General features: G+C 50.8%; 20 protein-coding genes and 1 tRNA gene. 9 read left to right on the plus strand and 12 right to left on the minus strand.

Annotated features, from left to right (window positions below):
- Positions 1-90 precede the first annotated feature (90 nt).
- The 7 genes from BUB13_RS14220 to hsdR all read right to left on the minus strand — a co-directional run bounded on the left by BUB13_RS14220 (position 91) and on the right by hsdR (position 11,747).
- On the minus strand, positions 91-1,170 hold the full coding sequence (locus BUB13_RS14220) for an endonuclease NucS domain-containing protein (RefSeq protein ID WP_072909441.1): 1,080 nt from the start codon (positions 1,168-1,170) through the stop codon (positions 91-93).
- A gap of 62 nt (positions 1,171-1,232) precedes the next feature.
- Positions 1,233-3,953 carry a hypothetical protein gene (locus BUB13_RS14225; protein ID WP_072909442.1) on the minus strand — a complete coding sequence of 907 codons (2,721 nt, stop codon included), beginning with the start codon at positions 3,951-3,953 and terminating at the stop codon, positions 1,233-1,235.
- On the minus strand, positions 3,950-5,155 hold the full coding sequence (locus tag BUB13_RS14230) for an SIR2 family protein (protein ID WP_072909443.1): 1,206 nt from the start codon (positions 5,153-5,155) through the stop codon (positions 3,950-3,952). The genes BUB13_RS14225 and BUB13_RS14230 overlap by 4 nt, the downstream gene beginning before the upstream one ends.
- A gap of 68 nt (positions 5,156-5,223) precedes the next feature.
- Entirely contained in the window at positions 5,224-6,201 is a 978-nt protein-coding gene (locus BUB13_RS14235; RefSeq protein ID WP_072909444.1) for a hypothetical protein, read from the minus strand.
- Positions 6,201-7,916 (minus strand): restriction endonuclease subunit S, encoded by a 1,716-nt coding sequence (locus BUB13_RS14240; protein ID WP_072909445.1) that lies wholly within the window; start codon positions 7,914-7,916, stop codon positions 6,201-6,203. The genes BUB13_RS14235 and BUB13_RS14240 overlap by 1 nt, the downstream gene beginning before the upstream one ends.
- The gene (locus BUB13_RS14245; RefSeq protein ID WP_072909446.1) at positions 7,913-9,382 is read right to left on the minus strand and encodes a type I restriction-modification system subunit M; all 1,470 of its coding nucleotides are present in this window, start codon (positions 9,380-9,382) and stop codon (positions 7,913-7,915) included. The genes BUB13_RS14240 and BUB13_RS14245 overlap by 4 nt, the downstream gene beginning before the upstream one ends.
- A 16-nt stretch (positions 9,383-9,398) precedes the next feature.
- Positions 9,399-11,747 (minus strand): EcoAI/FtnUII family type I restriction enzme subunit R, encoded by a 2,349-nt coding sequence (hsdR, locus tag BUB13_RS14250; protein WP_072909447.1) that lies wholly within the window; start codon positions 11,745-11,747, stop codon positions 9,399-9,401.
- 1,350 nt (positions 11,748-13,097) lie between these two features.
- Between hsdR and BUB13_RS14255 the strand changes: the two genes are divergently transcribed.
- The 4 genes from BUB13_RS14255 to BUB13_RS19540 all read left to right on the plus strand — a co-directional run bounded on the left by BUB13_RS14255 (position 13,098) and on the right by BUB13_RS19540 (position 17,002).
- Positions 13,098-14,039, plus strand: coding sequence for an integrase domain-containing protein (locus BUB13_RS14255; protein WP_072909448.1), 942 nt, complete (start codon positions 13,098-13,100; stop codon positions 14,037-14,039).
- Positions 14,040-14,588: 549 nt separating this feature from the next.
- Complete coding sequence (locus tag BUB13_RS14265; RefSeq protein ID WP_072909450.1) at positions 14,589-14,771, plus strand: hypothetical protein; 183 nt, start codon at positions 14,589-14,591, stop codon at positions 14,769-14,771.
- Positions 14,772-14,849: 78 nt separating this feature from the next.
- Complete coding sequence (locus BUB13_RS14270; RefSeq protein WP_084092165.1) at positions 14,850-15,389, plus strand: recombinase family protein; 540 nt, start codon at positions 14,850-14,852, stop codon at positions 15,387-15,389.
- Positions 15,386-17,002 carry a recombinase family protein gene (locus BUB13_RS19540; protein ID WP_072909503.1) on the plus strand — a complete coding sequence of 539 codons (1,617 nt, stop codon included), beginning with the start codon at positions 15,386-15,388 and terminating at the stop codon, positions 17,000-17,002. Before BUB13_RS14270 ends, BUB13_RS19540 begins: the two co-directional genes overlap by 4 nt.
- On the opposite strand, the gene BUB13_RS14280 is transcribed toward BUB13_RS19540, so the two are convergent.
- The 3 genes from BUB13_RS14280 to BUB13_RS14290 all read right to left on the minus strand — a co-directional run bounded on the left by BUB13_RS14280 (position 16,961) and on the right by BUB13_RS14290 (position 18,196).
- Positions 16,961-17,036 (minus strand) — tRNA-Asn (locus BUB13_RS14280). The two genes, BUB13_RS19540 and BUB13_RS14280, sit on opposite strands and share 42 nt — an antisense overlap.
- A gap of 55 nt (positions 17,037-17,091) precedes the next feature.
- Positions 17,092-17,679 carry a GTP-binding protein gene (locus tag BUB13_RS14285; RefSeq protein WP_072909452.1) on the minus strand — a complete coding sequence of 196 codons (588 nt, stop codon included), beginning with the start codon at positions 17,677-17,679 and terminating at the stop codon, positions 17,092-17,094.
- Positions 17,680-17,692: 13 nt separating this feature from the next.
- Positions 17,693-18,196: a roadblock/LC7 domain-containing protein gene (locus tag BUB13_RS14290; RefSeq protein WP_072909453.1), complete on the minus strand. Its 504-nt coding sequence runs from the start codon at positions 18,194-18,196 to the stop codon at positions 17,693-17,695.
- Positions 18,197-18,413: 217 nt separating this feature from the next.
- On the opposite strand from BUB13_RS14290, the gene BUB13_RS14295 reads away from it, so the two are divergent.
- Genes BUB13_RS14295 through BUB13_RS14305 form a run of 3 tightly spaced genes read left to right on the plus strand, consistent with a single transcriptional unit; the run spans position 18,414 to position 21,062 of the window.
- Positions 18,414-19,502: a hypothetical protein gene (locus BUB13_RS14295; protein ID WP_072909454.1), complete on the plus strand. Its 1,089-nt coding sequence runs from the start codon at positions 18,414-18,416 to the stop codon at positions 19,500-19,502.
- A 7-nt stretch (positions 19,503-19,509) separates the two neighbouring features.
- A complete protein-coding gene (mqnB, locus tag BUB13_RS14300; protein ID WP_072909455.1) occupies positions 19,510-20,241 on the plus strand; it encodes a futalosine hydrolase in 732 nt (243 codons plus the stop codon).
- The gene (locus BUB13_RS14305) at positions 20,229-21,062 is read left to right on the plus strand and encodes a menaquinone biosynthesis family protein (protein ID WP_072909456.1); all 834 of its coding nucleotides are present in this window, start codon (positions 20,229-20,231) and stop codon (positions 21,060-21,062) included. Before mqnB ends, BUB13_RS14305 begins: the two co-directional genes overlap by 13 nt.
- 77 nt (positions 21,063-21,139) lie before the next feature.
- Here the strand turns inward: BUB13_RS14305 and serA are convergent, their stop codons facing one another.
- Positions 21,140-22,732 carry a phosphoglycerate dehydrogenase gene (gene serA / locus BUB13_RS14310; RefSeq protein ID WP_072909457.1) on the minus strand — a complete coding sequence of 531 codons (1,593 nt, stop codon included), beginning with the start codon at positions 22,730-22,732 and terminating at the stop codon, positions 21,140-21,142.
- Between the two features lie 125 nt (positions 22,733-22,857).
- A complete protein-coding gene (locus BUB13_RS14315; RefSeq protein ID WP_139249394.1) occupies positions 22,858-23,757 on the minus strand; it encodes a hypothetical protein in 900 nt (299 codons plus the stop codon).
- Between the two features lie 364 nt (positions 23,758-24,121).
- Here BUB13_RS14315 and BUB13_RS14320 point away from each other — a divergent pair, with 364 nt between their 5' ends.
- Together BUB13_RS14320 and BUB13_RS14325 are read left to right on the plus strand one after the other, a co-directional pair.
- Positions 24,122-24,499, plus strand: a complete 378-nt coding sequence (locus BUB13_RS14320; protein ID WP_072909459.1) for a PilZ domain-containing protein — start codon at positions 24,122-24,124, stop codon at positions 24,497-24,499.
- Positions 24,500-24,697: 198 nt separating this feature from the next.
- A complete protein-coding gene (locus BUB13_RS14325; protein WP_072909460.1) occupies positions 24,698-26,977 on the plus strand; it encodes a GspE/PulE family protein in 2,280 nt (759 codons plus the stop codon).
- Positions 26,978-26,992: the final 15 nt, after the last annotated feature.

The raw sequence follows: 26,992 nt of genomic DNA on the forward strand, positions 1-26,992 counted from the left end.
AGACAAAGTACTCAATGTCGTACTCGGACTATAGATTATTCCGAGAAGGTTATACGGATGAAGGATGTTCATTCTTGGAACTCCCCACAATCAAACATCAATCGACAATACTTTCTTTAGCCTCTCAACAGTGTGGTTCCATTTCGTCGTGCGTGGCTTGCAGGCTGAGTTCTGATTGCCGAAAAAACCGACTTCGGAGATCGCTTGGTTGAGTGGCCTAGTTGTCAACCATTCTACTGGCACGAAATATTCGCTTTTCTCTTCATCATCTGCAAATTGTCGGTGGTAACCTGCCTGAGCAATTTCGAGAAAAGGTTTTCTCTCTCCATTGATTTCGACCTGAAACTCAGTAGCTCTGACCGATTGACCTGTGACCTTACCGACACCAACATACCCCGTCCCTGGAACATTAACCCAGACTCGGTCGCCCGGAGACAACTGTGACAATGTTCGAGAGAACCAGAGCCCACCTCCGGCACAGATGAAACCGTACTTCATAGCTTCGGACCAATCACGCTCCGAACTGTGTCCGAAGGAGACATAGAATTCACCGTTCCACTCTCCACGCTTACCAACCTGCACTGAGGTAGCTCGGATTTCCGTTTCAAAGGGATCAATCAACCAGGCGCGACTGAGATACTGTCTATCCTCATCTTGAAAGACCTGGAAGAAAATAACGTTGATGGCGACATCCATTTCGTTGAGGTAATTGACGATCCGTTCCGTGCTGGGATCGAGAGAAGATGCAACAACGACAATCTGGTGAGAACCGTTCAGCTGCTCCTCATCGAGTACTTGGTTGAACATTTGCTGGAATGCTGCGTCCAGCGCTCCGCCACCGGAAAAGCGGTCGTAGACATGAGCGATCTCATCCGAGGTTAAATCCCTCACCCAAGACGCATAATCAAGGGCCTGCGCAACCACCTCACGCGGGGTCTGATTACGTTTCAACTCGATGACGATGAGTTGGCCATCCTGGTTGACTGCGAGAAGGTCGACGATTCCACCATATTCTGTTCTGACCTGTCGACCAATCAGCAGCCAATGAGGAGAGAGAATGCTGGGATCGGCGACAATCATCTTCTCCAGTAATGCTTCACTCTCCAGAGAAACCTCCGCTAACGGTTGGGGACTTGCTCCGATTTTCCAGACGGCGTGATTGATTGGCATGATTCCCTTCCTGACGAGTAAAGTCCAAAAAACTAGGTGACAACGGGCCTAAAAAACCTAAGCTATCTTCTCGTAGCGGCCTCCAGCCTCCTGAAAGCTTGTTGCCCTGAAAGCCGAGGACTTATTTGCCGTATTTTCTCAATAGCATACGTTAGCTCATGGGGAACGATTGCCCCCTCATGAGCACCTATCGTTCGATCGAGAAGCCTTAAGAAAGCCTCGGCCTTATCTGCTGAATCAATTAACTCTAGGGCGAGCTCATCTCGACCCGCGCGATAAAAACCGTAGTCCCCAAGAGACCAACAATCAAAAGGAACAAGAAATCTCTCGATCACTCCTACGGCATCAGCAAACTGATTTCCCGTTGAAATTGGCAAGTCAGCAAAAGCTTGACTGACACCAGGAGTAGCCAAGGATCTTTCCTGTGGCCACACTTCCATCAAAAAAGGTCTTACCGCTCTAGAATAAAGTTCTTCTAGGCTGGGCGTTGGCATTTCGGTATTCTTGGTAGGGTTAGCTGAGTCTCGTAAAAATCTTTGCAAGATCTCTGCTCCACTTACTCTAACTTCGTCTTCAACCGATCTGATCATCTGTTGGACCTTGGATCGATGAACAGGAGCCTCTTCCTCTCGCCAATAAGCATGGAGGCAACTTACCACCATGTTATCAAGAAACCTGCTGCGGACCTCACGTCCCAACCTCATATCCAGTGTTCTTGAAATCATTTCATCACCAATGATTGACAGAGCTTCTTTTCGGCGCATTCTGCGGGAGATTGCTCCCCAAAGCACTACCGATTTAGAGTCTTGGGCTTTTATAGGTTTGACCAAGTGTTCCTCAGCCCATTCTCGATCAGAGGTTAAAAAATAATCCAAGAATTCCACGCAACAGTGTTGAGCAATCAATAAAGATCGTTCACTGGATGAAAAAATGTCATTTCTTATTTGTCTCAATGGTTGTTCGGCGGCAAAGGGTGCCTCCTCCTCATTTAGAGCCATAAGAAAAACCCAGATCAGCTTACCAGCGGGAGTGTTTAGCGTGTCCAATCTAAGAGGTTCCTTGTTTTCAACCACTCCACCAGTAGTTTCTAGATCTACTTCATCCTTTCCCTCTACAGCATTTGTTGCTGCAACTGCATAAGGCCAAATTTTACGCCAAACTGCAATCCAGTCTGTAGCAGGTCCGAGCAGCTTACTCCACCGATTCAGCCAACTGGAGATACCACCTATTGCCTCAACCACAGCGTCGTTCTCTAACTTTTTGAGGAGGCCAATGACTCGCGATACTTCAGAAAGGTTGTCTCGATCATCATTGTTACCACTACTTTCTGCCGGAGCGTGAGCCCACCCAAATTTTTCCCATATTTTTGGATATTTCGACCCAGCATCATCTAGCGATTCAAAGTCAGAAATGAGTTTAAAACTATTCTCAGGAGCTTGAATCCAGTCGCTCGCATTTCCTTCATCCTCAAACCAACTTCTTCTTTTATTCATCCCAGCTTCTAGCAAGCTCAATCGCTCTTCGCCTGCGATTGAATCGAAACGTGGATCTGGCCGAGGGGCAACCCATTGTGTTTTGACACCTTCAGGAAAATCTGCATCGATCGTATTCATTTCCTTAAGCTCTGGGTGTTCGGTTAGGCGTGATGATAGCCAGCTTGTTACTTTCTCAGGAAGCCCCCCCCCCGCGAGTTGTATGCGCTTCATTTCTCTTGCAGCGCAGTATTTACGAGCTTTCTGAAACTGATTTTTATCCATCGATCGATGGTAGTTTGATCTAGGTGGCCCCTTTTTTATCCTCTTAAGAATAGTGACCTTCGTTTCATCGCCGAGATCATTGAAACGCTTTGCCCTAAGTTCTGCCACCTCTGGATAATTCTCTAGGTTCCAAAATTGAAGATCGTCCAACTGCATCAAGAATGTATTTAACCTATCTTCGGAAGCCAGCCTGCTATCTCGATATAACGCAGCCAGTAGACGTAAATGAATCTGTGAACCCCCAGCCTTCCATCGGGCAACAAAACAAATTGCGCTAGCCAAATCGACATCCGCAAGTCGAGCCAAAACTTCATAAAGCAGTTTCACTGCGGGCACAATCCCGTCAGCAAACTCATCCGGCTCGTGCTCTCGCCCATTCTCATTCTTCTCATAAACATAATAGGCCCGGTGCATCTGGCCAATAATCCAGTAATTGTGCTCACCGTCCCAGCCGACGCGTCGCGCAAGATCCAAACTGGAAATGATTAGGTCATCAAGCCCAGATGCCAATGAGAGCAAAAACCCCTTGTCACCTATCTCTCCAAGCTTTAGTTCATCAACCTCAATGAGGCGCCCACTCGTCAACGTGCAGGAGATCAAGTCTTCTATACTTCTTACCTTTCTTAGTCCTTTACGCCGCCCGCCGCGAACCTCAGTAAGCATCCTGATTCTCAAACTCGGTGTAACCAGCTCGACGATTGCTGACACAACCCCCTTTGTATACTCCTCAGACTTTAATCTCTCACTGACTTGATAAACTTCAGTGTGGCCATTTCTCTCAACCGCCGGCCGGCTCCAATTTTCAATTATCAAATGCCATGTTTCCAGCCAAGGCCTAGACAGCTTATTCGTTCGCCTTTTTCTAATCAGATCAATGATGGCGAGTCTCTTTGCCTTTTCGTTGGGCCCAAGACTCAGCGCCCACTGAATCGTCTCCGCTTCCTCAAGGCGTTCCCCAAGAAAACGAAATGAAGCATGGTAGACCTCCCGCTCGGAAGCACTTAATGACCACCACTCATGTCTCATTTTCTCGCACCCTTACGCTTTTCTTTCAAAACAGCCTCTATGACAGTTAACCAATCGACATGAGGCTTTTGATCAGAAATTAAATTCGTAATTCGCTCTCGCTCTGCCTGACTTCCTCTACGAATAAAATGCTCCACCAAATCTCGCTCATTGTCAGGCACCGCACTCGGTTTTTTCCTGATTATTCTCTTGATTGCGGCTGCAATGTTGACTTGTTTGCCATTGATTGCTGAGAATTTTGCCCAGACTTCCAGGGCGTCTGCCAGAGCCTTGTGCCCGTTAGAATCGTCATACGGAATAGGCGTAATGCCTCTCCCTTTCCAGTCAGCCATTTCAACACTATCGGGTGGAACACTTCCCCCAATGAAAGTGAAGCGCTCTTTCAAGTCATCAAATCTCTTTCCGTCAGCGGCTACAGCATTGAGAAGATAGCGCATGGGAGGGTCGTTGGCACTGTACCCGACCAAAACGATATGGTAGAGGCGTGCGACATCATAAATAAAATCTGGCACGACCCGTCTTCTCAAATAGAACTCGCCAAAATCCTGATCAGTAAGTATCAAGTCCACATTTCGGGATGGATCAGAATCCAATGCACCGTGGATATGTAAAACTCCGGAGAAGTCCTCTCTACGCCCAGGCCTTGGGATTCCTCCGAGGGTATATGTTTCAACTTTCTGACCTTGATTACGCGAGGCTTTTTCCAACAGAAGATCGAAGTTGGTCGTTGCGATTGCCACAGCCCCACCACGATCAGACAAGCGCATAAGCGATCGATGAACCGGACTTGGCTTCGAGCCTTTAGTAAGGAGTAGAGTTCTTACCGCTTGCCTGACCTTGCTTTTTGCGTGCGGGTCATTATCAATCCGACGTTCAAGTAAACCCAAAACGACATCATAATCTTTTTGAACAAACCTCCTCACCTCTGCTGATTGGCCTTCATTTAAAGTCGAAAGATCTGGCTGATAACAATCGGGAGCATTGGAAGGGATGATGGAGATAACTGCGTGAACTGCTTGATCTAGAATACTATACACCTGAAGCACTAAATCTCTAAAATCAGGTAACGTTGGCCGCGAGATACCGGCACCCGCAATAAAAAGGACCTCACCTCTAGCGTGAGCCAGCAATAGCCTCTCTGGGATCGCTGGGAGGCCAGGTCCTAAAGGAATAATTCGATCGCTTGCTAGGCTTTTATTCATTACATTTCACCGACTTAACATACAGACAACAGAGACGACAGATATCCGCCATGCCTACATCTGTTGCGTCAATAAACCATCTCATCCCTTGAATCATGCCAATGTGGATTTATCTTTCCGTCTTTGAGCGGTGTGTTGTCCTCTATTGGGCCGATAATCGCTTCAAGCTTTTCACGCCACCCCTTGCGCGAATACCAGTTACGCACCTTCAATGCTTCTTCAGAATCAGCAACCGAGCGGCTTTCTGCTGCAGTAAAAATGTAATCTTCTGGATACCAGCCGACATGAGAGCGATGTTCCATCAGGGGCCCAGGAAAAATCTGCCCTTCCATAATTGCCTCAATCTCATCGGCCTCCATGACACAGCCTTTGAAGTAGATGCCGAGCATGTGCGCGATTAGCGTTTTGGCCTTAAGCTGCATTCGCGTGCGTTCGTAGCCCCAGTAAATCTGGTCTCCTAGTGGGTAGTAGCGCCAGATAGAATCTTGGCAGCAGTCGCCCCAATGATCGAGTTCCACCCTGAACAAAAGAGCGATAAAAAAACAATCACAAGGGCCGTGTGACTCGATACTTTTCTGCAATTTGTCTTCTGGTCGTTTAATCGCGAATCCTTGAATAGCAACACCTGACTTTTTCAGCTCAAGCAAAAAATCTATATAGCTTGACAAGTCGTCGTTGTGACCGAGATAGGGGTATATTGGCACATCCTTACCATCCAACCAGTCCCGCTGAACACCAAAACTGTCACAAGTTGTTTGCAGCAATTTTTCGTTGAGAGCTTGGAGCAACTTTTCGTCGGTACTAACGTCGACAAGCGAAAGCCCGCCCTCCTCTCCGAGAAACCTTGGAATCTGGGTTCGCTCTATGCCATGTGACTTGTATATCTGCACAAATCGTTCAACCAGAGAAAACACTTCACTAGTTTTGGGCTGTTCTTCTTGTTGATTTTGCCCGACTAATGATTCGGCTGATTTTCTAGTTACCCATCGCCAAAAAGCGTATATGCCCCCAATCACAGCAAATAAAGAAGCGATTGTTTCAAGCATCACGCCACCAAAAGCTGCCGAACGGTAGCTTCCAAAAGTTTTTCGCTGTGCTGCTCGGTTTGGTTGAGCTTAACTTCGAGTTCGTCGCAAAGGGACATAAGTTGATCAACCTTGGCAACGATGCGTTTTTGCTCCGAGGTAGAGGGGACTGGCACCTCTATCGCTTTAATTTTGCCAATATATAAGCATGGCTGTGCAGACTGTTTAACATTGCCCCAAATTTGATTTTGCCCAACAGGGCTACGAAGCAAAACCGATAGGTACTCAGGCAAAATCCCTGGAGTAAACGGGCGGATTAAAGCAACACTCCTGACTAAAACGAAGTCTTCAGGGTCTTTGATTACAGTCAAACGACCAGTGGTCGCTCCGACACACACCATCAAAATATCATCATGTCTCGGGTAGCACCTTCTCCAACATTTTTCTGCTGTTTCTTCGGATACAAAATCCGTGACTCGCAGATCAACATACCCATCCCTTATATTTTTTGCTGTTGCCAAAGGCACTCCTGAAGCAACTCTCGGAGGCGTCGAATGCTCCCCATCTGTAACTAGCAACGTCACATCCTGAAAACGTGACCATACCCAACCATCTGGAACTGGATGCAGAAGACCCTCAACCTCAGGAAGCGTTTTGTCCTTCTTAATAGCCTTCTCCTTAACCAGCCTCTCCTTTTCAGCCTTAATCCTTTTCAGCAAAACCGAAGCAGGCTCATCGTTGGGATCTTGGGGGACGAGCTTGCCCTGAACTGCGAGCTGGAGGATGGCTGCGCGGAGTTTGGCGATGGTTTCGGGGTGGTCGTAGAGCAGGTCGAAGTTGGTGCTGATGCGCTGCCAGTGGTCGGCGAATTCGTCGGGTTCGCGGGCGGTGAGCAGTGCGTCGAGGGCGGCGTTGTTGAGGCGCACCCGCCCCTGCTGCTGCATTTGCTGGCGATCTTCGAGTTCGTCGCACAGGGCCATGAGTTGGTCGACCTTGGCGACTATGCGTTTTTGTTCTTCGAGGGGTGGGAGAGGGATCGGAACTTCATTTGCCCTCGAAATTGTCAGCGTATGAACCGTGGTCCCCATGCTTTCTTTATGAATCGTATCAATCCAATATGGAGTCCTCAGAAGACAACTTAGGAACCGAGAATATAAACCATAGTGGTTTTTAAAAATCAGAACGCTCGCGTCCTTGAAGTAAAATCTGTCTGAGTTTTTGACTATATACGGGATGCCAATCGTTCCAACCCCAGTGATCATCAGGTCGTTTTCTTCTGGCACTAATCCACCATTTGACAACTCCTGAAACAATTCCTCAGAAATAAAAAGCTCATTATTCACAGTTCCGAACTGTGAGAGTTTGACTATCTCTCTCGCCCTAAGAAAAGGGACCCCCTTGCTTTTCCAATCTTTTTTATGAACTCGACTGCTTGAGCCAATCAACCCCAGCGCACCAAATCTGCACCACTCCCATGCCCTTGGAAGCTCGAAAGGGATACCATCCTCGGAGATAGGAGGTAGAGTCTTGGGTGGCTTTATTCTTCCCTCAGTTACAAGTCTTTCTTTTGCAATCTTAATTTTCTCCAGCAAAACAGAAGCAGGCTCATCGCTCGGATCTTGCGGCACTAGCTTCCCCTGCACCGCAAGCTGAAGAATCAACTCCCGCAGCTTTTGCACCCCGTTGGGCGCATCGACCAGATGTCCAAAATTGGCAAAGAACGTCTCGGCGGTCATGCCGACTCCCCCGCCGCATCGGTAGCCCGCTCCAACGCATCCATCAACTCCTGCTTCAGCTTTTCACGAGTCTCGGAAACACTGGCGAGCAGTGTTTTATACTCGGCCAGCAGCTCTTCGGGATCGCCGTGGTCAGCCTCGACGGTGTTGGGGTTCTTGATATCGAGGTTGTAGCCGTTGACCTTGATCTGTTCGACCGAAACCTTCCACGCCTGCTCGCTCTCCACCCGGTTCTGCCACCATGCCTTCTCGGGCGCGAACTCTTCGATGCGCATCGGCTTGGTCTTGGAGTAGCTCTTGTACCCTTCGGGATAGGGGTGCTCGTAGTACCAGACCTCCTTGGTCGGCTCCCCCTTGGTGAAGAACAGCAGGTTGGTCTTGATGCCGGTGTAGGGGTTGAATACACCGTTGGGCAGACGTACCACGGTGTGCAGGTTGCAATCTTCGAGCAGCTTTTCTTTGATACGGGTCTTGACGCCTTCACCGAACAGGGTGCCGTCGGGCAGAACGATGGCGGCACGACCACCAGTTTTGAGCAGGTGCATGATCAGCACCAGGAACAGGTCGGCGGTTTCACGGGTACGGAAGCTGGCCGGGAAATTGGCCTCGATGCCGTCCTCTTCGGTGCCACCGAACGGAGGGTTGGTGACCACCACATCAACTCGATCCTTGGGGCCATAATCACGTAGGGGGCGCGACAGGGTGTTGTCGTGACGGATGTTGGACGGCACTTCGACACCGTGCAGCAGCATGTTGGTGGTGCAGAGCAGATGCGGCAGAGCTTTTTTCTCAACGCCGAAGACCGATTTCTGCAAAAGCTGCTCATCCTCAGCGGTCTTCACGTAATTGCCGCGTACATGTTCGATGGAACAGGAGAGGAAGCCGCCGGTGCCGCAGGCCGGATCGAGGAGCTTCTCACCGAGTTTCGGATCGACCATGTCGACCATGAACTGGGTGACGGCACGCGGAGTGTAGAACTCCCCGGCGTTGCCCGCGCTCTGCAAGTCCTTGAGGATCTGCTCGTAGATGTCGCCGAAAGTATGGCGGTCGGTGGAGCGGTTGAAGTCGATCTCGTTGATCTTGTTGACCACCTGACGGATGAGGGTGCCGTTCTTCATGTAGTTGTAGGCATCCTCGAATACCGAGCGCACCACCAGGCCGCGCCCGTTGGTTCCGGCGTTCAGCTCCAGCTCCTTGAGGCTCTTGAACAGGTCGTTGTTGATAAAGTCGAGCAGTTCGTCGCCGGTAATTCCTTCGCTATCGGCAGCCCAATTGCGCCAGCGCAGTTGCTCGGGGATGGGAGAGCTGTATTCGTCGGAGAGGAGTTCCAGCTCCTGCTCCTGATCATCGAAAATTTTCAGAAAGAACATCCAGACAAGCTGGCCAATCCGCTGCGCATCGCCGTCAACCCCGGCGTCCTTGCGCATAATGTCCTGGATGGATTTGATGGTGGTGGATACTGACATATTGGAAAGTTACTCCTTATCCTGCGGTTCCATAGAGTTGTTGTTCGAGCTCACGTAGAGCAAGTTCAAACTGTTTACGGCCGCCAAATTGCCGAACGATCTCAATCGGCGTACCGAATCTGTCGAGCGGCTGAACACGTAGCACCTTGAGATCTTCGATGCTTTCCACGCCCTCATCGGCATACTTATCGAGCAACGCGTCTAATACCGCTTTGGCCTGCTCGCCGTACTTTGCAAAGTAATTTCGTTTGCGGACATTCTCCGCACGTTCGCGCCTTGTCAGTGGCGGCTGGTCGAAAGCAACATGGCAAATCAAATCGAAAGGTCCGAAGTCCTTTCCGACCTCATCTGCCAGGGCATCCCAGAGGATTCCCTCTTCTGCGAGTTCATCAATAACTGCCTGTTTCTTATCTGCCTCACTCCAGTGACGGATAAAGTCACGCAGAGTCTTAAATTCCTTTGCTACAGTCTTTTTGGTGTAGTCCTTGAGCGATTCGGTAATCAACTTGCCATCTGGGCCGTAGTATTGGACCCGCTCAGCAACCACATAAAAAGGAACATCGCCAACGACATATTTCTTGCGCGGCTCAGGCTCTGGCCCGTCGCCAGGGGGAATAGGCGGAGGTTCAGGATGATCAGGGGGCTCACCATCTTCTGGTGGTTCTGGTGGAACAGGAGGGTCATCTGGACCAGGCTCGTAGATTTGCACCGGGTCACCATCAAAATCGGGATCGGCAAATAACTCTGTCGCCTTTTTGAAGTCGATGATGGTGAAGTAATACTTGTCGTAATCCTCGTTGATACGGGTACCACGACCGATGATCTGTTTAAAGGTTGTCATCGAGTTGATGGTCTGGTCGAGGACAATCAGTTTGCAGGTCTGGGCATCAACCCCCGTGTTCATCAGTCGGGAAGTCGTTGCAATCACCGGGTAGCGACTTTCTGGGTCGATAAAATTGTCGAGCTCCATCTTGCCGAGATTGTCATCTCCGGTGATTTTCATCACGTACTTGCTGTTTTCTGCGGCGAGATCCTTGTTCGCGTTGACCAGTTCCTGCCGCATCCGCTCGGCGTGATCTATATCTTCACAAAAGACGATAGTCTTATCGAAACGGTTACTGGCCTTGAGGAATGCTGTGATCTTCTGCGCCACCAGTCGGGTGCGCAGCTCCATCACCAGCTCCCTGTCCATATCTTTGAGGTTGTAGATCCGGTCAGGGATTAGGTTGCCACTCCTGTCAACCTGGCCAGATTCAGGTCGCCAACCCTGAAGGTCTTTATCGAGATCGATCCGCACCACCTTGTAGGGAGCGAGGAAGCCATCATCGATTCCCTGCCGAAGGGAATATGTGTAGACCGGTTCGCCGAAGTAGTGAATATTGCTAACGTCCTTTGTTTCCTTCGGGGTTGCAGTCAAACCGACATGCGTGGCAGTGGAGAAATAATCGAGAATCTCCCGCCATGCAGAATCTTCGGCGGCGCTGCCACGATGACATTCGTCGATCACCACCAAGTCGAAGAAATCTGGGGAGAACTGCTTGTAGATATTTTTTTCTTCCTCGTTGCCGGTCACCGCCTGATAGAGAGACAGGTAGATCTCGTATGACTTGTCGGCCTGACGCTTTTCGATCTTGGTCATTGCCGGACCAAACGGTTTGAAGTCGTTAGTCTTGGTCTGGTCGACAAGGATATTGCGGTCAGCAAGGAAGAGGATGCGTTTCTTGGTGCGAGACTTCCACAGACGCCAGATGATCTGGAATGCAGTATAGGTTTTTCCGGTTCCGGTAGCCATGACCAAAAGCAGCCGGTTTTGCCCCTTGGCTATGGCCTCAACCGTGCGATTAATGGCGACCCGCTGGTAGTAACGTGGTTCTTTTCCACTGCCGTCGGCATAATAGGGCTGCTCGACGACATCTTCAACCGAAGGCCCTATTTTCTTCCACTGCTTATAACGTTGCCAAAGGTCTGCTGGTGACGGGAACTGTTCGAGAGAGAGTTGCTGCTCTACTGAGTCAGACAGCCCTGTACGATCATGAAAAAGAAATCCATCTCCGTTGGAGCTGAACGCGAAAGGCACATCGAGGATCTCGGCATAGTCGAGTGCCTGCTGCATGCCGTGTCCGATACTGTGAGTATTATCTTTCGCCTCGATAATGGCGATAGGTTGGTTCGGTTTGTGGTAAAGGACGTAATCGGCGCGCTTGGCCTTGCCACGGGAATGCAGCTTGCCGCGGACAATGATGCGCCCAGCCGTAAATGTGACCTCTTCGCGAACCTGCGTGTGGGTATCCCAGCCGGAAGAGAGGACTGCCGGGAGAATGAACTTGGTGCAGATATCGCGCTCAGACAGGTCTTTCTTCGACATTGCAACCCCCCACTGATAAGCAATCTACCGATCATAGCGAAATCACATTGGTTTTACCATCTCTATATTGGCTGTGTTCCTCTCTACAGATTTCATCGGCGCCCCTCTTTGAAACTCGCAAATAACATCAATGGCATCTACCGGAGTTCAAATGGAATCCATCTGGACTCCACTTCCGGACATTTTCCAATTGTGCGCAGTACAGCTCGGCAAAGTGGAATCCAATTGCAATCCAAATGGATTCCATTCTGCGATTCCACAACTATCGATTCCGGCAATAACCACAGCTCAGCGTTGACCATTTTCGCGCCGGCGTGGGGCAGCGCCTACGGGAGCCCCCCAAACCGTACCCTTGCCGCTCAAAAAAATAGGTACGCAAGAAAATAATTACTATAATTCAGAAGGTTAAGTCGTCTTTCCCGGAATGGAAATTAGCAAAAATCGACCCGTGAACCAAATTTAAAAAAGGCGCCTAAAGCCGCTTTTTCAATCTGCAGAGCTTAAAAGTGGGATGCTATTATGTCCCCATCATAGCTGCCGGGGATACGGTATCGTCCGCATAGACCAAGGGCATCGACCCTACGGTTTCATCTCACGCAGTAAACGATTAGGTAGCTGGCCGAATAAACAGCCTGAACTCATGGCGAATTAGACCGCCTCAAACTCAGAGTGGCAGGACCACTCGACCAAACACGCTGCAGTCCGGACCTACACATGGGTTCGGGCTGCAGCACTAAAACATGGATGCAAGTGCATCCAACAACCAGAAGCCGACGCACTTCTGGTTTACATAGCCCACCTATATCGTCTGGGCACTACGGCGAGAATCCCCATCAGTAATCAACGCTGAGCTCTCGCCCGAAAAGATTTCTGCTGCGAGCCCCTCGCTACAGAAAGTTACGTGGTCGATTCAGGGAAGATGACACAGTCCGAATCAAGCCACTATAAACAGACCGCACTGGTGGCGATAAGTTGCCTTCGGTCACCACCCTCCTGCCTTCCCATCCGACGCTGCGACATTCTCGGCATTTGCCGTTCCCATTAGGCGCAGCGTCACCGTCTTGAAAATCCTGCCTTTATGTCCCGGAACCGTTAGGTTCGGACACTTTGGCAATGCGATGCGTCATCGCATTATGAAGCTTCGGCATTGGTTGTAACAACTGACGCCCGCGCCTCCCTTGCCTATCTATTTATTTAGATAGGAGCAATGGCGTTAAGGCTTCGTAGGGGACCTGCCTGGGAGACTCCTGTCTCCAACGTGATCGGCCGTAGCCATCTCAACATTAAGTTGACCTTGAAAGAAAAGGAAACAGGCGTCGAAAAAACGAATTTGAACAAAGGAGAACGGAAATGAAATGCGGCAGCGAGAAAAACAACGGCTGGGGAACGCCTCTGATATGGGCATGCCTCCAAGCCCTCAAACACAGATACGGCAAAGGGTGCTACGCGACTTTAGCGACCCACAAAGCTCATTTAACTCATTTTGCGAAGTACCTGAAGGCCCACAACATCAACGATATCATGCGGGTGTCTGTGGAGGTGTTGCTTGCCTACGCAACATGCGTGCAGGAAAAACACAGCAATAACTATGCAAGGAACCTGATTAGCAGTGCGAACATCATCGTTGAGTCTGTCCGCGGCGATCGCAAGGTCCGGCTCGACCCATCGGAGGTTCTGGCACGTCGACAATCTGCCCGCAAGGATGCACCAGCAGGGCTAAATCTTGATGATGTCAATCGGGCAGCAGAGAGCCTCACCGAGAACGGCTACCCGAGAATCGCCGTCCTCATTCTGCTGATCAGACATTTCGGAATGCGGCTCAAGGAGGGCTGCCTTATTGATCTCCGTGTCGCGTTACGACAAGCTAAAAAGCACGGGAAGATCGATGTGCGTCGAGGGACAAAAGGCGGTAGAGGCCGAACAATCGAAAGGTGGGTGCCTGCCACGGAACAAGCAATTGAGGTGCTGGTTCAGGCTCAAGCCTTTAGCTCAAAAGAAACAGGAAGCCTTATTCCGTCTGATATGAGTTCGGTTGAGTTTATGCGGCTGGCGAAAAGGGTATGGCGAAAAGTTAGGAAGGAATTTGGTCTCAGCAAAATCCACGATCTGCGTTCAGCGTTCGCCTGCGATCGATATAAACAACTGACTGGCCATGATGCCCCGGCATGCCATCGCGGGAATCTCTCCGCGACGAAAGAGCAAGACCGAAAAGCTCGCGATGTCATCGTTAAGGAGATTGGGCATGGAAGCCGTGGGCGCATGGCACCTTATGTCGGGCGAGGTGCGCGATGAGGTGGGAGATAGGCCCAACTAGGGCACAGCGTGAAGCCACAGACTTTATCAAAAGTCGGCTACAAGGCAGTAAGAAAGGCATTGGCCGACAGCTCAAAGAGTGTCTGCGTGTGATCTCGGTTATCAATGGGAAATTCGGTGTCGGCATCTATAACCTGAAATGCAGCCATCTGCACTGGTATTTGTCCGTGTACGACAAGGACCATAGCCCCAAGACGCGAAATAACCACTGGTACGCCGTATTAAGAATTATCGAAGCCTTGGGCAAAGAGGCTGATTGGAAGCCAAGACTTTCCAGTGGCCCCTGGGTTCGAAAGAACGGTGATTACTCTAAGCCAATCGAAATACGGCGTCCGAGCAAAAAGGCCACGCCATCCTTCCGAGGTAGGAGGCAAACTACACCAACAGCCACTCACAAAAATCGAAAAAGGCGCTAAATGACGTTTTTTCGGAACTCATTTTTAAAATCAAGCTGTCAAACTGACACTGTAATTAAAAATTAAAACTACGGGTTCCCGACAAGACTTCGAAGTGGGCCAAGGAGCAGACATGTTTGATCGAGACAAGATAGCGACCCTCATAAATAAAAGAGTCAACCGGGTACTTCAATACGCTGAAGCATCATTACCACAAAGTCAATTCCGAGCATTTCGGAAGTTAGTACTCGATGAATTCGGCGACAACGGAATGGCTAAAGACTTAAACAAAATGGGACGGAACGGGCAGGAATAGATTATGCGAAGAAGGAGGTGCGCCATGAGTGGATAGCGCAAGCCGCAACAGTGACCAATTGGCAAACGAATATTCCGAATGGCAAGACAAACCACTACCGGAAGAAATACGACTTATTCAGACACACTTAGCAGACATATTGGAAGATATGTTTCAAGAATCAAACTGATGGAGAAGAAAATGATTGTAGCCCTTTACGCTCATGCATCACCCGACAGGCAAAGGGAAAATGAACCCTTTGCATCTAACCAAATATCTCGAATGAGGGCCCTTTGCGAGGCACAGGGTTTTTCTGTCGCTACTGAATATATTGAGACTGAAGACACTGACACAGAACATCACACCCCAATGTTTAAGAAAATGATTTCTGAGGCCACTGAAGAAACGGTTCCTTATGACGCCATAATAGTAAGCAGCTGTTCAGGACCGTTTCAGCATGAAGTCACATATGCCATCTACAAGCATCATTTGGGCAAACATGGTGTCGATCTTATCGATGTAGACCAGCGGAGCCTTGATGAAACCTTTTCCGTGAAGATATTGCGTCTCGTCCTTTCTTCTTATGAGGCCCCCCTTAAAAACGACCACATTCTTAGAGATTGGGTGCTAGACAAATGATAGTTGCACTATACGCTCGCGTATCAACTACAAAGCAGGCCGAAAAGGATCTTTCGATCCCTGATCAACTGGGCCAGATGAGGGATTGGTGCAAGTGGCAGGGCCATTCCATCGCTGCTGAGTACAATGAACCCGGAGCTTCTGCAACTGATGACCGTCGGCCAGTATTTCAACAGATGATAGCCGATGCTTGTGTAAATCCAGCACCCTTTAGCGCAATTATTGTCCATAGCCTGTCACGCTTTTTTCGTGAAGCCATCGAATTCGGTATCTATGAAAAGAAGTTGGCCAAACAAGGAATCAGTATTGTCTCAATCACTCAACCGACCAACGATGACATCACTGGAGACCTGATCCGAAGGGTTATTAATGTCTTTGACGAATATCAAAGCAAAGAGAACGGAAAACACACTCTGAGAGGTATGCAAGAGAATGCTCGCCAAGGCTTTTTCAATGGAGCGAGACCACCTTATGGCTATCGTGCAGTCGAAACTGAGCTTCCTGGTAAAAACGGTAAAAAGAAAAAGCTGAAGATTGACGAAAGAGAAGGGCCAACTGTCAAAAAAATCTTCGACCTTTATTTGAACGGCCACAGAGGGAAAACTCTGGGCGCCTACGGAATCTCCTGTCATCTGAACACGCTGGGAGAAACCCATCGAAGCAAAGAATGGAGTAGTGCGACCATCCTCTATATACTTAAAAACACTGCCTACATAGGCGAGTACTATTTCAATAAATTTGACTCCAAAAACAGAAAACCCAAACCGAAAGAGCAGTGGATTTTGATTCCTGTTCCCTTGCTTATCGATAAAGAAGATTTTGAACGCGTGCAAAACCTTATCAAGGAAAGGGATCCACAGAAAACTCCTGCACGCGTCACCAATTCGCCAACCCTGTTAACCGGTCTTCTCAAGTGCTCTTGTGGTGCGAGAATGACACTGGCAACTGGGAAAGGCGGCAAATACCGCTACTACAAATGCACAACGCGGATCAATCGAAACAAGCAAGCCTGCGACAGCTCAAGCATACCGGTCGAGACTTTGGACAGGCTCATCCTTGATGCAATCTCTGATAAAGTTTTCACTCCTCAAAGGGTCGCTGCAATGCTGAGAATGCTTCAAGAGCAGGTCAAGAATTCGCGCTCAAAGCATGATGGCGAACTACTCTCCCTCAAAAAGGAACTTGCCCAAGTAGAGCAATCTCTCAGCCGACTCTACGAAGCGATCGAAAATGGCCTTGTCGCTCTCGATGAGACACTAAAACAACGTACACAGAACAACCAGTACAAACGTCAAGAGATTCTGACCGAAATAGCCCGAGTAAAAAAGGAAAGCGAATCAGATTTCGATCAACTCGGACCAGAAAATGTTTTGCTCTTCTGCAATGCACTGAAGGCGAAGCTACATGACAGCTCGTCAAATTTCGGCAAAAATTATCTTAAATTGCTGATCGAAGATATCACTGTAGACGGAAAAGAAGTTCGTATCACAGGGAGCTATGCTGCTCTGGCGGGCGCACTGGAAAAAACAAAGGCGGGCGACTCGTCACGAGTGCCCACCTTTGGTGTGGTATGGCTCCCTTTGCTGGGCTCGAACCAGCGACAATCTGATTAACAGTCAGATGCTCTACCAACTGAGCTAAAAGGGAATAGCGTGTTGCGGAGATGGAATATAGGAGATTGACTCTCCGCTGTCAAGTTTTTTTAACCGCCTTTTTTCAGGTCGTTCAAAACCAGCTTGGCGACGGCTTTCAGGGTCTCGAAAACCCCCTCTCCGGTGGTCGCGCAGGCTTCCAGTTCTGGAACCTTGCGCTCATTGAGAAGGTTACTCAGTTCTTCGACCGATGTCACATCCGGCAGGTCGCGCTTGTTGTACTGAATGACGAAAGGAATTTTCTCGATATCGAAGCCTTGCTCCTCAAGGTTATCCTTGAGGTTCTCCAGGCTTTCTATGTTGGCGTCGAGACGGGCATCCTGTGAATCGGCAACGAAAACGACGCCGTCGACTCCTTTCAGGATCAATTTCCGGGAGGCATCGTAAAACACCTGTCCCGGTACCGTGTAGAGATGGAAACGGGTTTTGAAACCACGAATTTCGCCAAGGGCCAGGGGCAGGAAGTCGAAGAACAGGGTTCGCTCGGTTTCCGTTGCCAGCGAGATCATCTTGCCTTTGGCGTCGTTGGCAGTCTTGTTATAGATATACTGCAGATTGGTAGTCTTGCCGCAGAGGCCAGGACCGTAATAGACAATCTTACAGTTGATTTCGCGTGATGCGTAATTGATAAATGACATCCTGCAGCCTTAATCAGTTAAAAAGATTGTCGATATCGTCGTCGGTAATTTCGGCGAATGGGCTATCACCACCAGCTCCGGCCGACGCTGTTTCCACTTCCGCCCTCTTCGACAGGTCATCGAAGACAACCGCCAGATCGCTGCTGGCTTTCTTCACCCGCAAGCGAACCAAACCAAGAGAACTGCGCTGATCGAAAATCACCACAAGAATGACACGACCACCGACTATTGAAATGTGGATGTTATCCTTTTCCCCCTCGTGGAACAGGATGGAAAATTCCTTTTCGCCGATCAGCTTGGCCAAGCCTCCGGTCGCGGCAATATTGCCTGCCGTCAGAGACGCCAAACTGGTGGTGTCAAGGTTTTCGGTTTCGCCGGTCGCTGCGATCATCTGCCCATTTTTATCGACCAGGAAAATAACCTTGGAATTGGATTCGCGCAGCAGTTTTTCCAATAGCACGAGAATTCGCTGGTATTCCTCGTCGTACATCACCAGAGAGGACTGAGGTCCAAGCATGAAAAGGCTCCTTGCTGTAGTTGATTAGCACTGTCCTGTATATCATTTAAAAAGTCTCATTTCAACCTGTTTGCGCAGTTTTTTAAAAAAATATTAATCACAATAGGATCGCTTCCAGCCCGCTCATAACGGCAATCTGCAGGTTGACTTGGCAGCAGAAATCCTCTAATTTCCAAGTATAATTTTCACCTGTTTTGCAGCATGAAAAGGAACGCTCTTGTCACAGATGCTGGAACTCCCGGTCGGCCTCAGGCGCTGGCCGAGCGAACGATTCGCCGCCACGCGGCAAAAAGAGGGATTTGAAATCTCCCTGCTGGAAGGCTGCGACAACGCCTACCGCTTTACTGCCACGATTAACGCCGATAAAGTTGCGACCATCTTCCGCAACTTCAGCCGTTTTTTCGATGAAGAAGCTTTCTTTATTCTCGAGCATTACCCCGAAGTGGCTTTACCATCACGCCCCAGCAGCACCCTTGAGCGCCCAATTCCACTTGTGCACTACTCGCCTTACCTGCCGACCGACGAAATCCTGCAAACGATAGAACCCTACATGCAGCGGATGATCCACGATGGTTTTGTCGGTTTCGGCCTGGCCAATAACCGCAAAGGGCTGGAGCTCTTCTTTTCAGAAGAGAAGGTGATGACCTTCTTTACCGACAACCACCTGCGACTATCCGATTTTCTCCAGCGCCACCAGGTTCCACACTGTCAGAAGCTGACTTTGCCAGCCGATTTCGGCCACGACCATCTCTCGCTGCTCGGTTTCCCGCGTGAGAGCCTGCCGGCAGAACTACACGGTTTCAGTGACAGTGAACTTGATTCTAACATCTTCTGCGAAGAGCTGATCGACCAGCTGGATATGTATCAGGTTGAAGAGGGCCTCTCTTTTTTCCTGACCCGTAAAGAGCAGGAACAGATCGCTGAACTGATGGAGGCCGAGGTCAAAGACGAAGCCCTGGCCGAGATCGATTTCGGCAGCCTGCTGCTCGACTGGAGCGACTTCGTCAATGAGTGCGAAACCGGCTTTGAAGGCGACCTCTGGGAATATCGGCAGGGGCTGAAAATTCGCGATATCATCCAACTGGTGATTGAAGTTGCACCGTCAACACTGGCGGATAAAATCAATTCGATCGTCAAGGAACCGGATCAGATGTTCCTGAACACTTTGACAGATCTTCGCAAACGGCTCGACCCGCCGAGCGAACCACAACTGCAGCAGGAACGCTTCTGGTATCAGGGAATGGTGCGGAAACAGGGAATCGACCTGCGCCGCGACCTGATCCGCCAGGGCTGGTTCCAGCGCTGATACTGTCATGCTGATCATCATCGCCGCCGTCCCCCTGGAAACCAACCTGTTGCGCCAGGAATTGAAAGATTCACGCACCGAGCAACTCGGGTCCTGTTGCATTGAAATCGGTACAATCTACGACCAGGACGTCTTGATCGCCCACAGCGGTGTCGGTCAAACGGCCATGAGTCTGCAGTTGACCCGACTCCTCGAACGCTACCCCGCAAAAGCTGTCCTTCTTTGTGGCTGTGGCGGCAGCTATCCCGACAGCACCTTGCGGAACGGCGAACTCGCCATTGCAACAGCCGAATTTTTCGGTGATCTCGGCGTCTCCTGCGAGGAGGATTTTATTCATCTGAGCGAACTCGAGATCCCCCAAAACCCGGAGCTGGAACTGATCGTACAGAGAAGCTATCTGCTGCCCTCCCCGCTCGTGGAGCATGCGAGAAAAACCCTGCCGCAAGCTCTCTGCGGCACCTTCGTCACTGTCAACAGCTGCAGTGGCTGCGCGGCACTGAGCAACGAATTACAGCAACGCTCCGGCGGCATCTGTGAAAACATGGAGGGGGCAGCGGCGGCGCAGGTCTGCGCCGAATACAACCTCCCCCTGCTTGAATTGCGCGGCATTTCCAACCCGACGGGCTCTCGCGATCCCCAGCAATGGAACATCCCGCTGGGAGCCGAAGCGGCCCAGCAGGGCCTGTTGGAAATCTTGCGGCACTGGCCAGAAAAACAGGAAGAATCATGCAACAGTTAAGCCTCGGCTACTCCCCCTGCCCGAACGACACTTTCATCTTTTACGGTTTGATTCACGGCAAGGTCGCCTGCCCGGACACCACTTTTGAAGAGCGGCTGGAAGATGTTGAAACCCTCAACAAACTGGCGCTGCAGGGTGAACTCGATCTGACGAAAATTTCCTATCACGCCCTCGGTCACCTGCGCGATGAATACTCCCTGCTGCGCAGTGGTGGAGCGTTGGGGCGAGGTTGCGGGCCACTGGTCATTGCGCCGCGGGAAACCAACATGGCGCAATTGCGCGGTAAAAAGATAGCCATCCCTGGTACGCTGACAACCGCCAACCTGCTGCTGCAGCTTTACGGTACCGGTTATGAGGACCTGCTGGTTCTGCCGTTTCATGAAATCATGCCGGCGCTGCTGGCCGGAAAGGCCGATGCCGGGGTGATCATCCACGAATCGCGCTTCACTTACCAGCTGCATGGGCTGAAGCAGGTGCTCGACCTGGGACAATGGTGGGAAGAGGACAGCGGCTGCCCGATTCCTCTCGGCGGAATTCTGGCAAAACGTTCCCTCGGAGCGGAAAAAATCAAACAGATCGACACCGCCCTGCGAGCCAGCGTCAAATACGCCTTTGCCACCCCACACGAGCCTGAGGCCTACATAAAGCAACATGCCCAGGAGCTGGCAGACGATGTCATCCGCAGCCACATCGAACTTTACGTCAACGATTTTTCCATCGACCTCGGAGCCGAAGGTATCAAGGCCATCGAAACCCTTTTCCAGCGGGCAGAAGAGCGCGGTATCATTCCAAAAAGCGAAAAATCTCTTTTCGCTGAATAAAAATTCAACAATCCAGAAATAAAAAAGCGCAGCTGAAATCAAACCAGCTGCGCTTTTCTTTTATCTTTGTTTTTCGCTTACTGCTTGATATGCACCGGTCGGATAAAGTCGGCACCAATGGCAGCCTTAAGTTGCTCAATCGTCTCTTCTTCGACCGGCGAGTCGATGGAGAAAACGACAATCGCCTTACCTGCTTTCTCGGTCCGACCAAGACTCATGCTACCGATATTGACCTCGGCATTGCCGAGGATGGTGCCGATTTTACCGAGGGCGCCCGGCACGTCAGCGTAGGTCATCACCAACATGTGCTCTTCCGGCTTGAAGTCGATATCGAAGTTGCGCATCTTGACGATCTTCGGAATTCCTTCGAACAGGGTTCCGGCGATGGTGCGTTTGCCCTGTGGACCTTCCAGCGTCAGGGTGATCAGGTTGGAGAAAGAATCGGTCTCCGTCGAACGAACCTCTTCCACGGCAACCCCCATTTCACGGGCAACCATCCCGGCGTTGACCATGTTGATCTCCTGATCGGTGACATGGTTGAGCAATGCCGCCAAGCCACAGACAGAAAGCGGAGCACAGTCGAAGCGGGCCAGCTTACCGTTGTAGGTAAAGGTGATTTTGTTCGGGTTGGGCGGTGCCAGTTGGGAGATGAAATCGCCGATGATCGAAACCAGCTTCATGTACGGCTTCATCTGCTCCATCAGGTCTGGATCGAAACGCGGGACATTGACCGCATTCGAAATCGGCCGCCCGTCAACATAGTTGACGATCTCTTTGCTGACATCGACAGCGACGTTCTTCTGCGCCTCGTAGGTGTTGGCACCCAAGTGCGGGGTGACCAGCATTTTCGGATGAGCGATCAGTTTTTTCAGTGTATCGCTTTTGGGCGGCTCCTGGCTCCAAACATCAAACGCCGCGCCACCACACTTGCCACTCTCCAGCGCTGCCAGCATCGCTTCTTCGTTGATGATGCCGCCGCGGGCACAGTTGACAATGAAAACGCCGTCCTGCATTCCTTCGAAGTGCTCGGCAGTAATCAGGTCACGGGTTTCATCGTTCAATGGGGTATGCACGGTGATAATATCGGAGAAGCGAATAACATCTTCCAGCGACACCAGCTTGACGCCGAAATCTTCCGCACGCTTTTCCGAAATGTACGGATCATAAGTGATCACGTTGGCCTCGAAGGCGCGGCAACGCAGAGCAACCCGGCCACCAACCTTACCGAGACCGATAACACCGATGGTCTTCTCTTTCAGTTCGTGGCCGGTAAAAGGAGCGCGCTGCCACTGGCCACTTTTGAGGCTGGCATTGGCCAAGGTAACGTTACGGCAATAGGAGAGCAGGATCGCCATGGTGTGCTCGGCCGCCGAGTTGACGTTACCGTAAGGCGCGTTGACAACGATAATGCCGCGGCTGCTGGCAGCATCGACATCGACGTTATCGATACCGACACCGGCGCGGGCGATCATTTTAAGATTCGTCGCATGCTCGAGCAACGCTTCGTCGACCTGGGTCATGCTGCGGGTAATGATCGCCTGGTAGTCGCCGATCACCTGGTGCAGTTCTTCTTTCGGCAGACCGACTTTGAAATCAACAGTGATTCGCGGGTCGTCGAGAATCGGCAGCAAACCGTTCTTGGAAATTTCGTCCGTTACCAAAACTTTCATTATCAACCAACCTTTCTATTGCCGTCGTTCTGGCCGTTGGATTGTCATAAAAAAGAGGCGATTTTAGGCCCATCTTCGGCCGATGTCAATCGAGTATACAGCCCGGCCAACCTGCATTCTCCGTATCAGGGCAAAAGAATGACTTCGTCTAAATAAAAGCTGAAAGGTTCCGCCAGCTTGCCGACAAAAATATTCATGCCGGCCACTTTGGCCAGGTCAAGCTGACGATCTTTCGGCGCCGCTGCAACCTCCTGCAGATCAATTTCCAAGCTGTTCCAGCCCTGCGGAACAGTAAATTCGGTGTTGAAACGGTCACTGTAGCGGTTGTCCGATGCCTTGTGCTGCTGGTCGTGAATACGGAAATAGAACTGAAACGGCTCGTTCGCGGGGTTATAGAGATGAAAGCGGAGCCTGCTGTAGCCGCTCCAGTCGGCAGGAAAATGCTTCAGCGCCAAGCCGGCATAGCGCTGCGTGCCCAGATCAACCCGCAAAGAACGGGCGCCACTGTAAGCCTGACTTACGTCTATCTGCCGGCGGCAGGCACCGCCCCAGCGACTGACTTCCAACCGGGTCTCGAAGCCAGAGAGAAGGGGAAACTGCTGTTGTGCCAGCACGTCATCAGCAACAACTTTAGCAAATGGGATCAACTGCCAGCCGATCAGCAGCACTACCGCAGTTTGCAGCAGCAGCCTCGACAGAGGCTGCCAGTCGAACCGTTGCCGGGAAAACACCAGTGCGGTCCCCGCGCCAAGCAGATCGTTGCCCAGATCAACCCAGCTCGCTTCACGACCGAAGCCGGCCTGCAGTAATTCGGTCAGCCCTCCCAGCAACAATGACAGCAGCAGAACTTCGCCAGCCAGTCGCCGGAAACTTCCGGCTCCGCGCCAAAGCAGGTAGAGGTAGCCCCAAAGCGCAAAGGAAAGCAGATGGCCTAGTCCCCAGGCGAACGTAAACGTGCGTAATGAATAGGGCCCCGGTCCGCCGACAAACAGCAACAGCAGGCAGAGCAGAGACAACGCAGACAAAAGCGTTTTCTTGACTGTAAAAAAATGCATTTTCATCATGACTCTGTCAAGAATCCCGACATTCACGACAAACAACCGAGCAGGCATGGAATTTCCACCCGGCATCAGTTTCTCTGACGACCGATCAACAACCTTCATTTTCAGGGAAAAATGCTTTTTTTCTCTGAAGTTCGCGACTATAGCAGGACAGAAACTGGAGCTCCAGAATTCTTTACAACCCTGAAATGGTACATTTTATGCTAATAAAATTTGAAACCTGTAAATATTGTAATTACTCTTGCATAAAATAGTCACATTATATTATCCTAACAGGATAAAAAAAGGGGGGGACAGCTATTTTATTCCGATCTAAAGGAGTAAAAAAATGGAAAGTCGTATCATGTACCAACCTGCAAGAGAACATCAGCGCTTCAAAGCAGTGCACCGAGCCCTTGTCCTGGTCGACAAAGGGCCGGACTCATTGCCCTACCACATCATGGACATCAGCGAAAGCGGTCTCTCATTCCGCTACCTTGGACAAAAGCTGAAACGCTCCGAAGTCAAAGAAATCAGCCTTTATCATGATTTTGAACTGATCGTTGATAAAATTCCGGTACAGACGGTGTCTGACCAGCGCCTGCAGGACAACCTTGTCCCGATTCGGCGTAGCAGCGTTCAATTCAAAGACTTAAGCAATGAACAACGCTCACAACTGGAACAATTTATCCGGAACTACACCGAGGCACCTCTTCCGGTTAACTGAAGTCCAACCAAGATCGAATCTATCCCCACGGCCGCCGGCAATCTATTTTACTGAGCGGCCGTTTTTTATATAAATTAAATGAAAAATCACCAGCTTATATTTGACAGCCTGCTAGCGCTGGTGTAGAGATGGGTATTGAATCTAAAAGCGCTGTAATGTGACCCACTTGCCTATCAAAGAGTTTTGCCGAGAGAAAGAATGAAGCACCCGCTGATCATCAAATTCCTGACTGGTCGCGAAGAACAGGTCAACCTTCTCCGCCCCTTCCATCCACGTGACAGCCTGCTCCACGTTGAGCTGATCCGCAGTCCCGGTGAAATTGAAATTGCCCTGGCAGACCTCTGCTACATCATGGTTCTCGACAACAGCGGTTGGCAGCTGCCGGCAAAAGAAGGGGAGCTGGTCGAACACATCGAAACCACAACCGGAGACAGCTTTAATTTACGAGTCCCCGCACAGAACCACAAAAGCGGCTTTTACGCCTTTCCGGTCGATCAGAATGCTTCCTATCGCAACATTTTTTTCACTTTCAGCGGGATCCGTCAACGCCGTGAAGAGCGCCCTCTAAGCGATATTCTCGAAGAGCGGGGCTGGCTGCAGGAAAACGTGATTCACGAAGTTCTGGATGAACAGGAAAAGCTGCGGCATCAAAAAGTTGGGGAAATTCTCGCGGAAAAAGCCAATCTTCCAGCCGACAAGATTGAAGAGCTTGCGGTTCAGGTCTCGGATGCCCGCGAAACTCACAATATCAGGATCGGCGACTTGCTGATTCAAGCCGGGCTGATCTCACGTAATGAGGTCGAAGAAGCGATTGAAAAGCAGTCGAGCGGCAAACGCAAACGGGTCGGCGAACTGCTGATCGAAAAAGGGCTGATTTCGGAAGAGCAGTTGCTGGTCGCCCTGTCAGCAAAATTCCGCATGCCGGTTGTCGACCTGGGAACCATCACTCCCTCATCCAATGCTCTCGACAAGCTGAGTAAAAATATCGTCACCCAGCTGAAGGTCTTTCCGATCAGCCTGGAAAACCGTTGCCTCACGGTCGCCACCTCCGATCCAACCGACGCATCCATCGGTGACAACCTGCGATTCTTCACCAACCTGAGTATCGAGTTTGTCGTTGCCCCAGCAACAGAGATCCGAGAAGCCACAGAAAAATATTATGGCGAAACCGGTGAAGAAAATGACGGCCAGATCGCAGACCTGCTGGGCGAGCTATCAAACGAGCAAGTCGATGTCGAAGAGGACGGAGACGATGGGATCGATTCCTCGGTCAGCGAAACCGATTCGCAGATCATCACCCTGGTCAACCACATCCTGCTCGACGGCTTCCGCAAAGGCGCCTCCGACATCCATTTCGAGCCGGGGCTGGGTAACCTGCCACTGCAGGTCCGGTACCGTATCGACGGGATTTGCAATGTGGCCCACCAGATCGCCAGCAGCCACAAGCGGGCGATGATTTCCCGTATCAAAATTATCGCGAAACTCGATATCGCTGAACGCCGCAAACCACAGAGTGGCAAAATCGTCATCCGTTCCGATCGTCGCAAAATCGAGTATCGCGTCGAAACCACCCCGACAGCAGGCGGCCAGGAAGATGCCGTACTGCGGATTCTCTCTTCATCGCAGCCGCTCAACATTCGCCAACTCGGCTTCAGCGACAACAACTACAGGAATTTTGCCGAAATCCTCAGCAAGCCTTACGGCATCATTCTTTGCGTGGGGCCAACCGGCTCAGGCAAAACCACGACCCTGCACTCCGCGTTGAGCGAGCTGAATACCGCGGAGCGTAAAATCTGGACGGCCGAGGACCCGATCGAAATCACCCAGCCGGGACTGCGGCAGGTTCAGGTCAACGCCAAAATCGGCTTTACCTTCGACCAGGCACTGCGCTCCTTTTTACGTGCTGACCCCGACATCATTATGATCGGCGAGATGCGCGACCCGGAAACTGCAAAAACTGCGATCGAGGCCTCCCTCACCGGCCACCTGGTGTTCAGCACCCTGCACACCAACACGGCACCTGAAACTGTTGTTCGCCTGATCGAGATGGGCATGGACCCGTACAACTTTGCCAACGCCCTGCTCGGTGTACTGGCGCAGCGACTGGCTCGTCACCTGTGCAAACAGTGCCGAGAGGCTTACCAACCGAGTTCGGACGAACTGGAGAAGTTACAACACTACTATGGCAAAGAATATTACCTGCAGCATGGTCTGCCGACCGACCCGCAAGAGCTGACCCTCTATCGCGCCAAAGGTTGCGACGATTGCAACAAGACCGGTTATCGCGGCCGCGTCGCCATCCATGAGCTGCTGACCACATCGGACAGTCTGCGGCGGGCGATCAAAGAAAATGTCCTGCTCGAAGACCTCCGTACCCAGGCGATCGATGATGGCATGCACACCCTGATGATGGACGGCATAAAGAAAGTGCTCGGTGGCCACACCGACCTTGAGCAAATTCTACGCGTCTGTATGTAGAGCGACGGAAAGACA

This window comes from Malonomonas rubra DSM 5091 (assembly GCF_900142125.1).
In the GTDB taxonomy this organism is placed as follows: domain Bacteria; phylum Desulfobacterota; class Desulfuromonadia; order Desulfuromonadales; family Geopsychrobacteraceae; genus Malonomonas; species Malonomonas rubra.

What these genes read in the sequence shown, in the direction of transcription:
- BUB13_RS19540 (WP_072909503.1), top strand. Translation starts at nt 15,386, where the DNA reads ATGATAGTTGCACTATACGCTCGCGTATCAACTACAAAGCAGGCCGAA.
- mqnB (WP_072909455.1), top strand. Translation starts at nt 19,510, where the DNA reads ATGCTGATCATCATCGCCGCCGTCCCCCTGGAAACCAACCTGTTGCGC.
- BUB13_RS14320 (WP_072909459.1), top strand. Translation starts at nt 24,122, where the DNA reads ATGGAAAGTCGTATCATGTACCAACCTGCAAGAGAACATCAGCGCTTC.
- BUB13_RS14245 (WP_072909446.1), bottom strand. Translation starts at nt 9,382, where the DNA reads ATGTCAGTATCCACCACCATCAAATCCATCCAGGACATTATGCGCAAG.
- BUB13_RS14285 (WP_072909452.1), bottom strand. Translation starts at nt 17,679, where the DNA reads ATGTCATTTATCAATTACGCATCACGCGAAATCAACTGTAAGATTGTC.
- BUB13_RS14240 (WP_072909445.1), bottom strand. Translation starts at nt 7,916, where the DNA reads ATGACCGCCGAGACGTTCTTTGCCAATTTTGGACATCTGGTCGATGCG.
- BUB13_RS14290 (WP_072909453.1), bottom strand. Translation starts at nt 18,196, where the DNA reads ATGCTTGGACCTCAGTCCTCTCTGGTGATGTACGACGAGGAATACCAG.
- BUB13_RS14225 (WP_072909442.1), bottom strand. Translation starts at nt 3,953, where the DNA reads ATGAGACATGAGTGGTGGTCATTAAGTGCTTCCGAGCGGGAGGTCTAC.
- BUB13_RS14235 (WP_072909444.1), bottom strand. Translation starts at nt 6,201, where the DNA reads ATGCTTGAAACAATCGCTTCTTTATTTGCTGTGATTGGGGGCATATAC.
- BUB13_RS14265 (WP_072909450.1), top strand. Translation starts at nt 14,589, where the DNA reads ATGTTTGATCGAGACAAGATAGCGACCCTCATAAATAAAAGAGTCAAC.
- BUB13_RS14325 (WP_072909460.1), top strand. Translation starts at nt 24,698, where the DNA reads ATGAAGCACCCGCTGATCATCAAATTCCTGACTGGTCGCGAAGAACAG.
- BUB13_RS14305 (WP_072909456.1), top strand. Translation starts at nt 20,229, where the DNA reads ATGCAACAGTTAAGCCTCGGCTACTCCCCCTGCCCGAACGACACTTTC.
- hsdR (WP_072909447.1), bottom strand. Translation starts at nt 11,747, where the DNA reads ATGTCGAAGAAAGACCTGTCTGAGCGCGATATCTGCACCAAGTTCATT.
- BUB13_RS14270 (WP_084092165.1), top strand. Translation starts at nt 14,850, where the DNA reads ATGGCAAGACAAACCACTACCGGAAGAAATACGACTTATTCAGACACA.
- serA (WP_072909457.1), bottom strand. Translation starts at nt 22,732, where the DNA reads ATGAAAGTTTTGGTAACGGACGAAATTTCCAAGAACGGTTTGCTGCCG.
- BUB13_RS14255 (WP_072909448.1), top strand. Translation starts at nt 13,098, where the DNA reads ATGAAATGCGGCAGCGAGAAAAACAACGGCTGGGGAACGCCTCTGATA.
- BUB13_RS14220 (WP_072909441.1), bottom strand. Translation starts at nt 1,170, where the DNA reads ATGCCAATCAATCACGCCGTCTGGAAAATCGGAGCAAGTCCCCAACCG.
- BUB13_RS14230 (WP_072909443.1), bottom strand. Translation starts at nt 5,155, where the DNA reads ATGAATAAAAGCCTAGCAAGCGATCGAATTATTCCTTTAGGACCTGGC.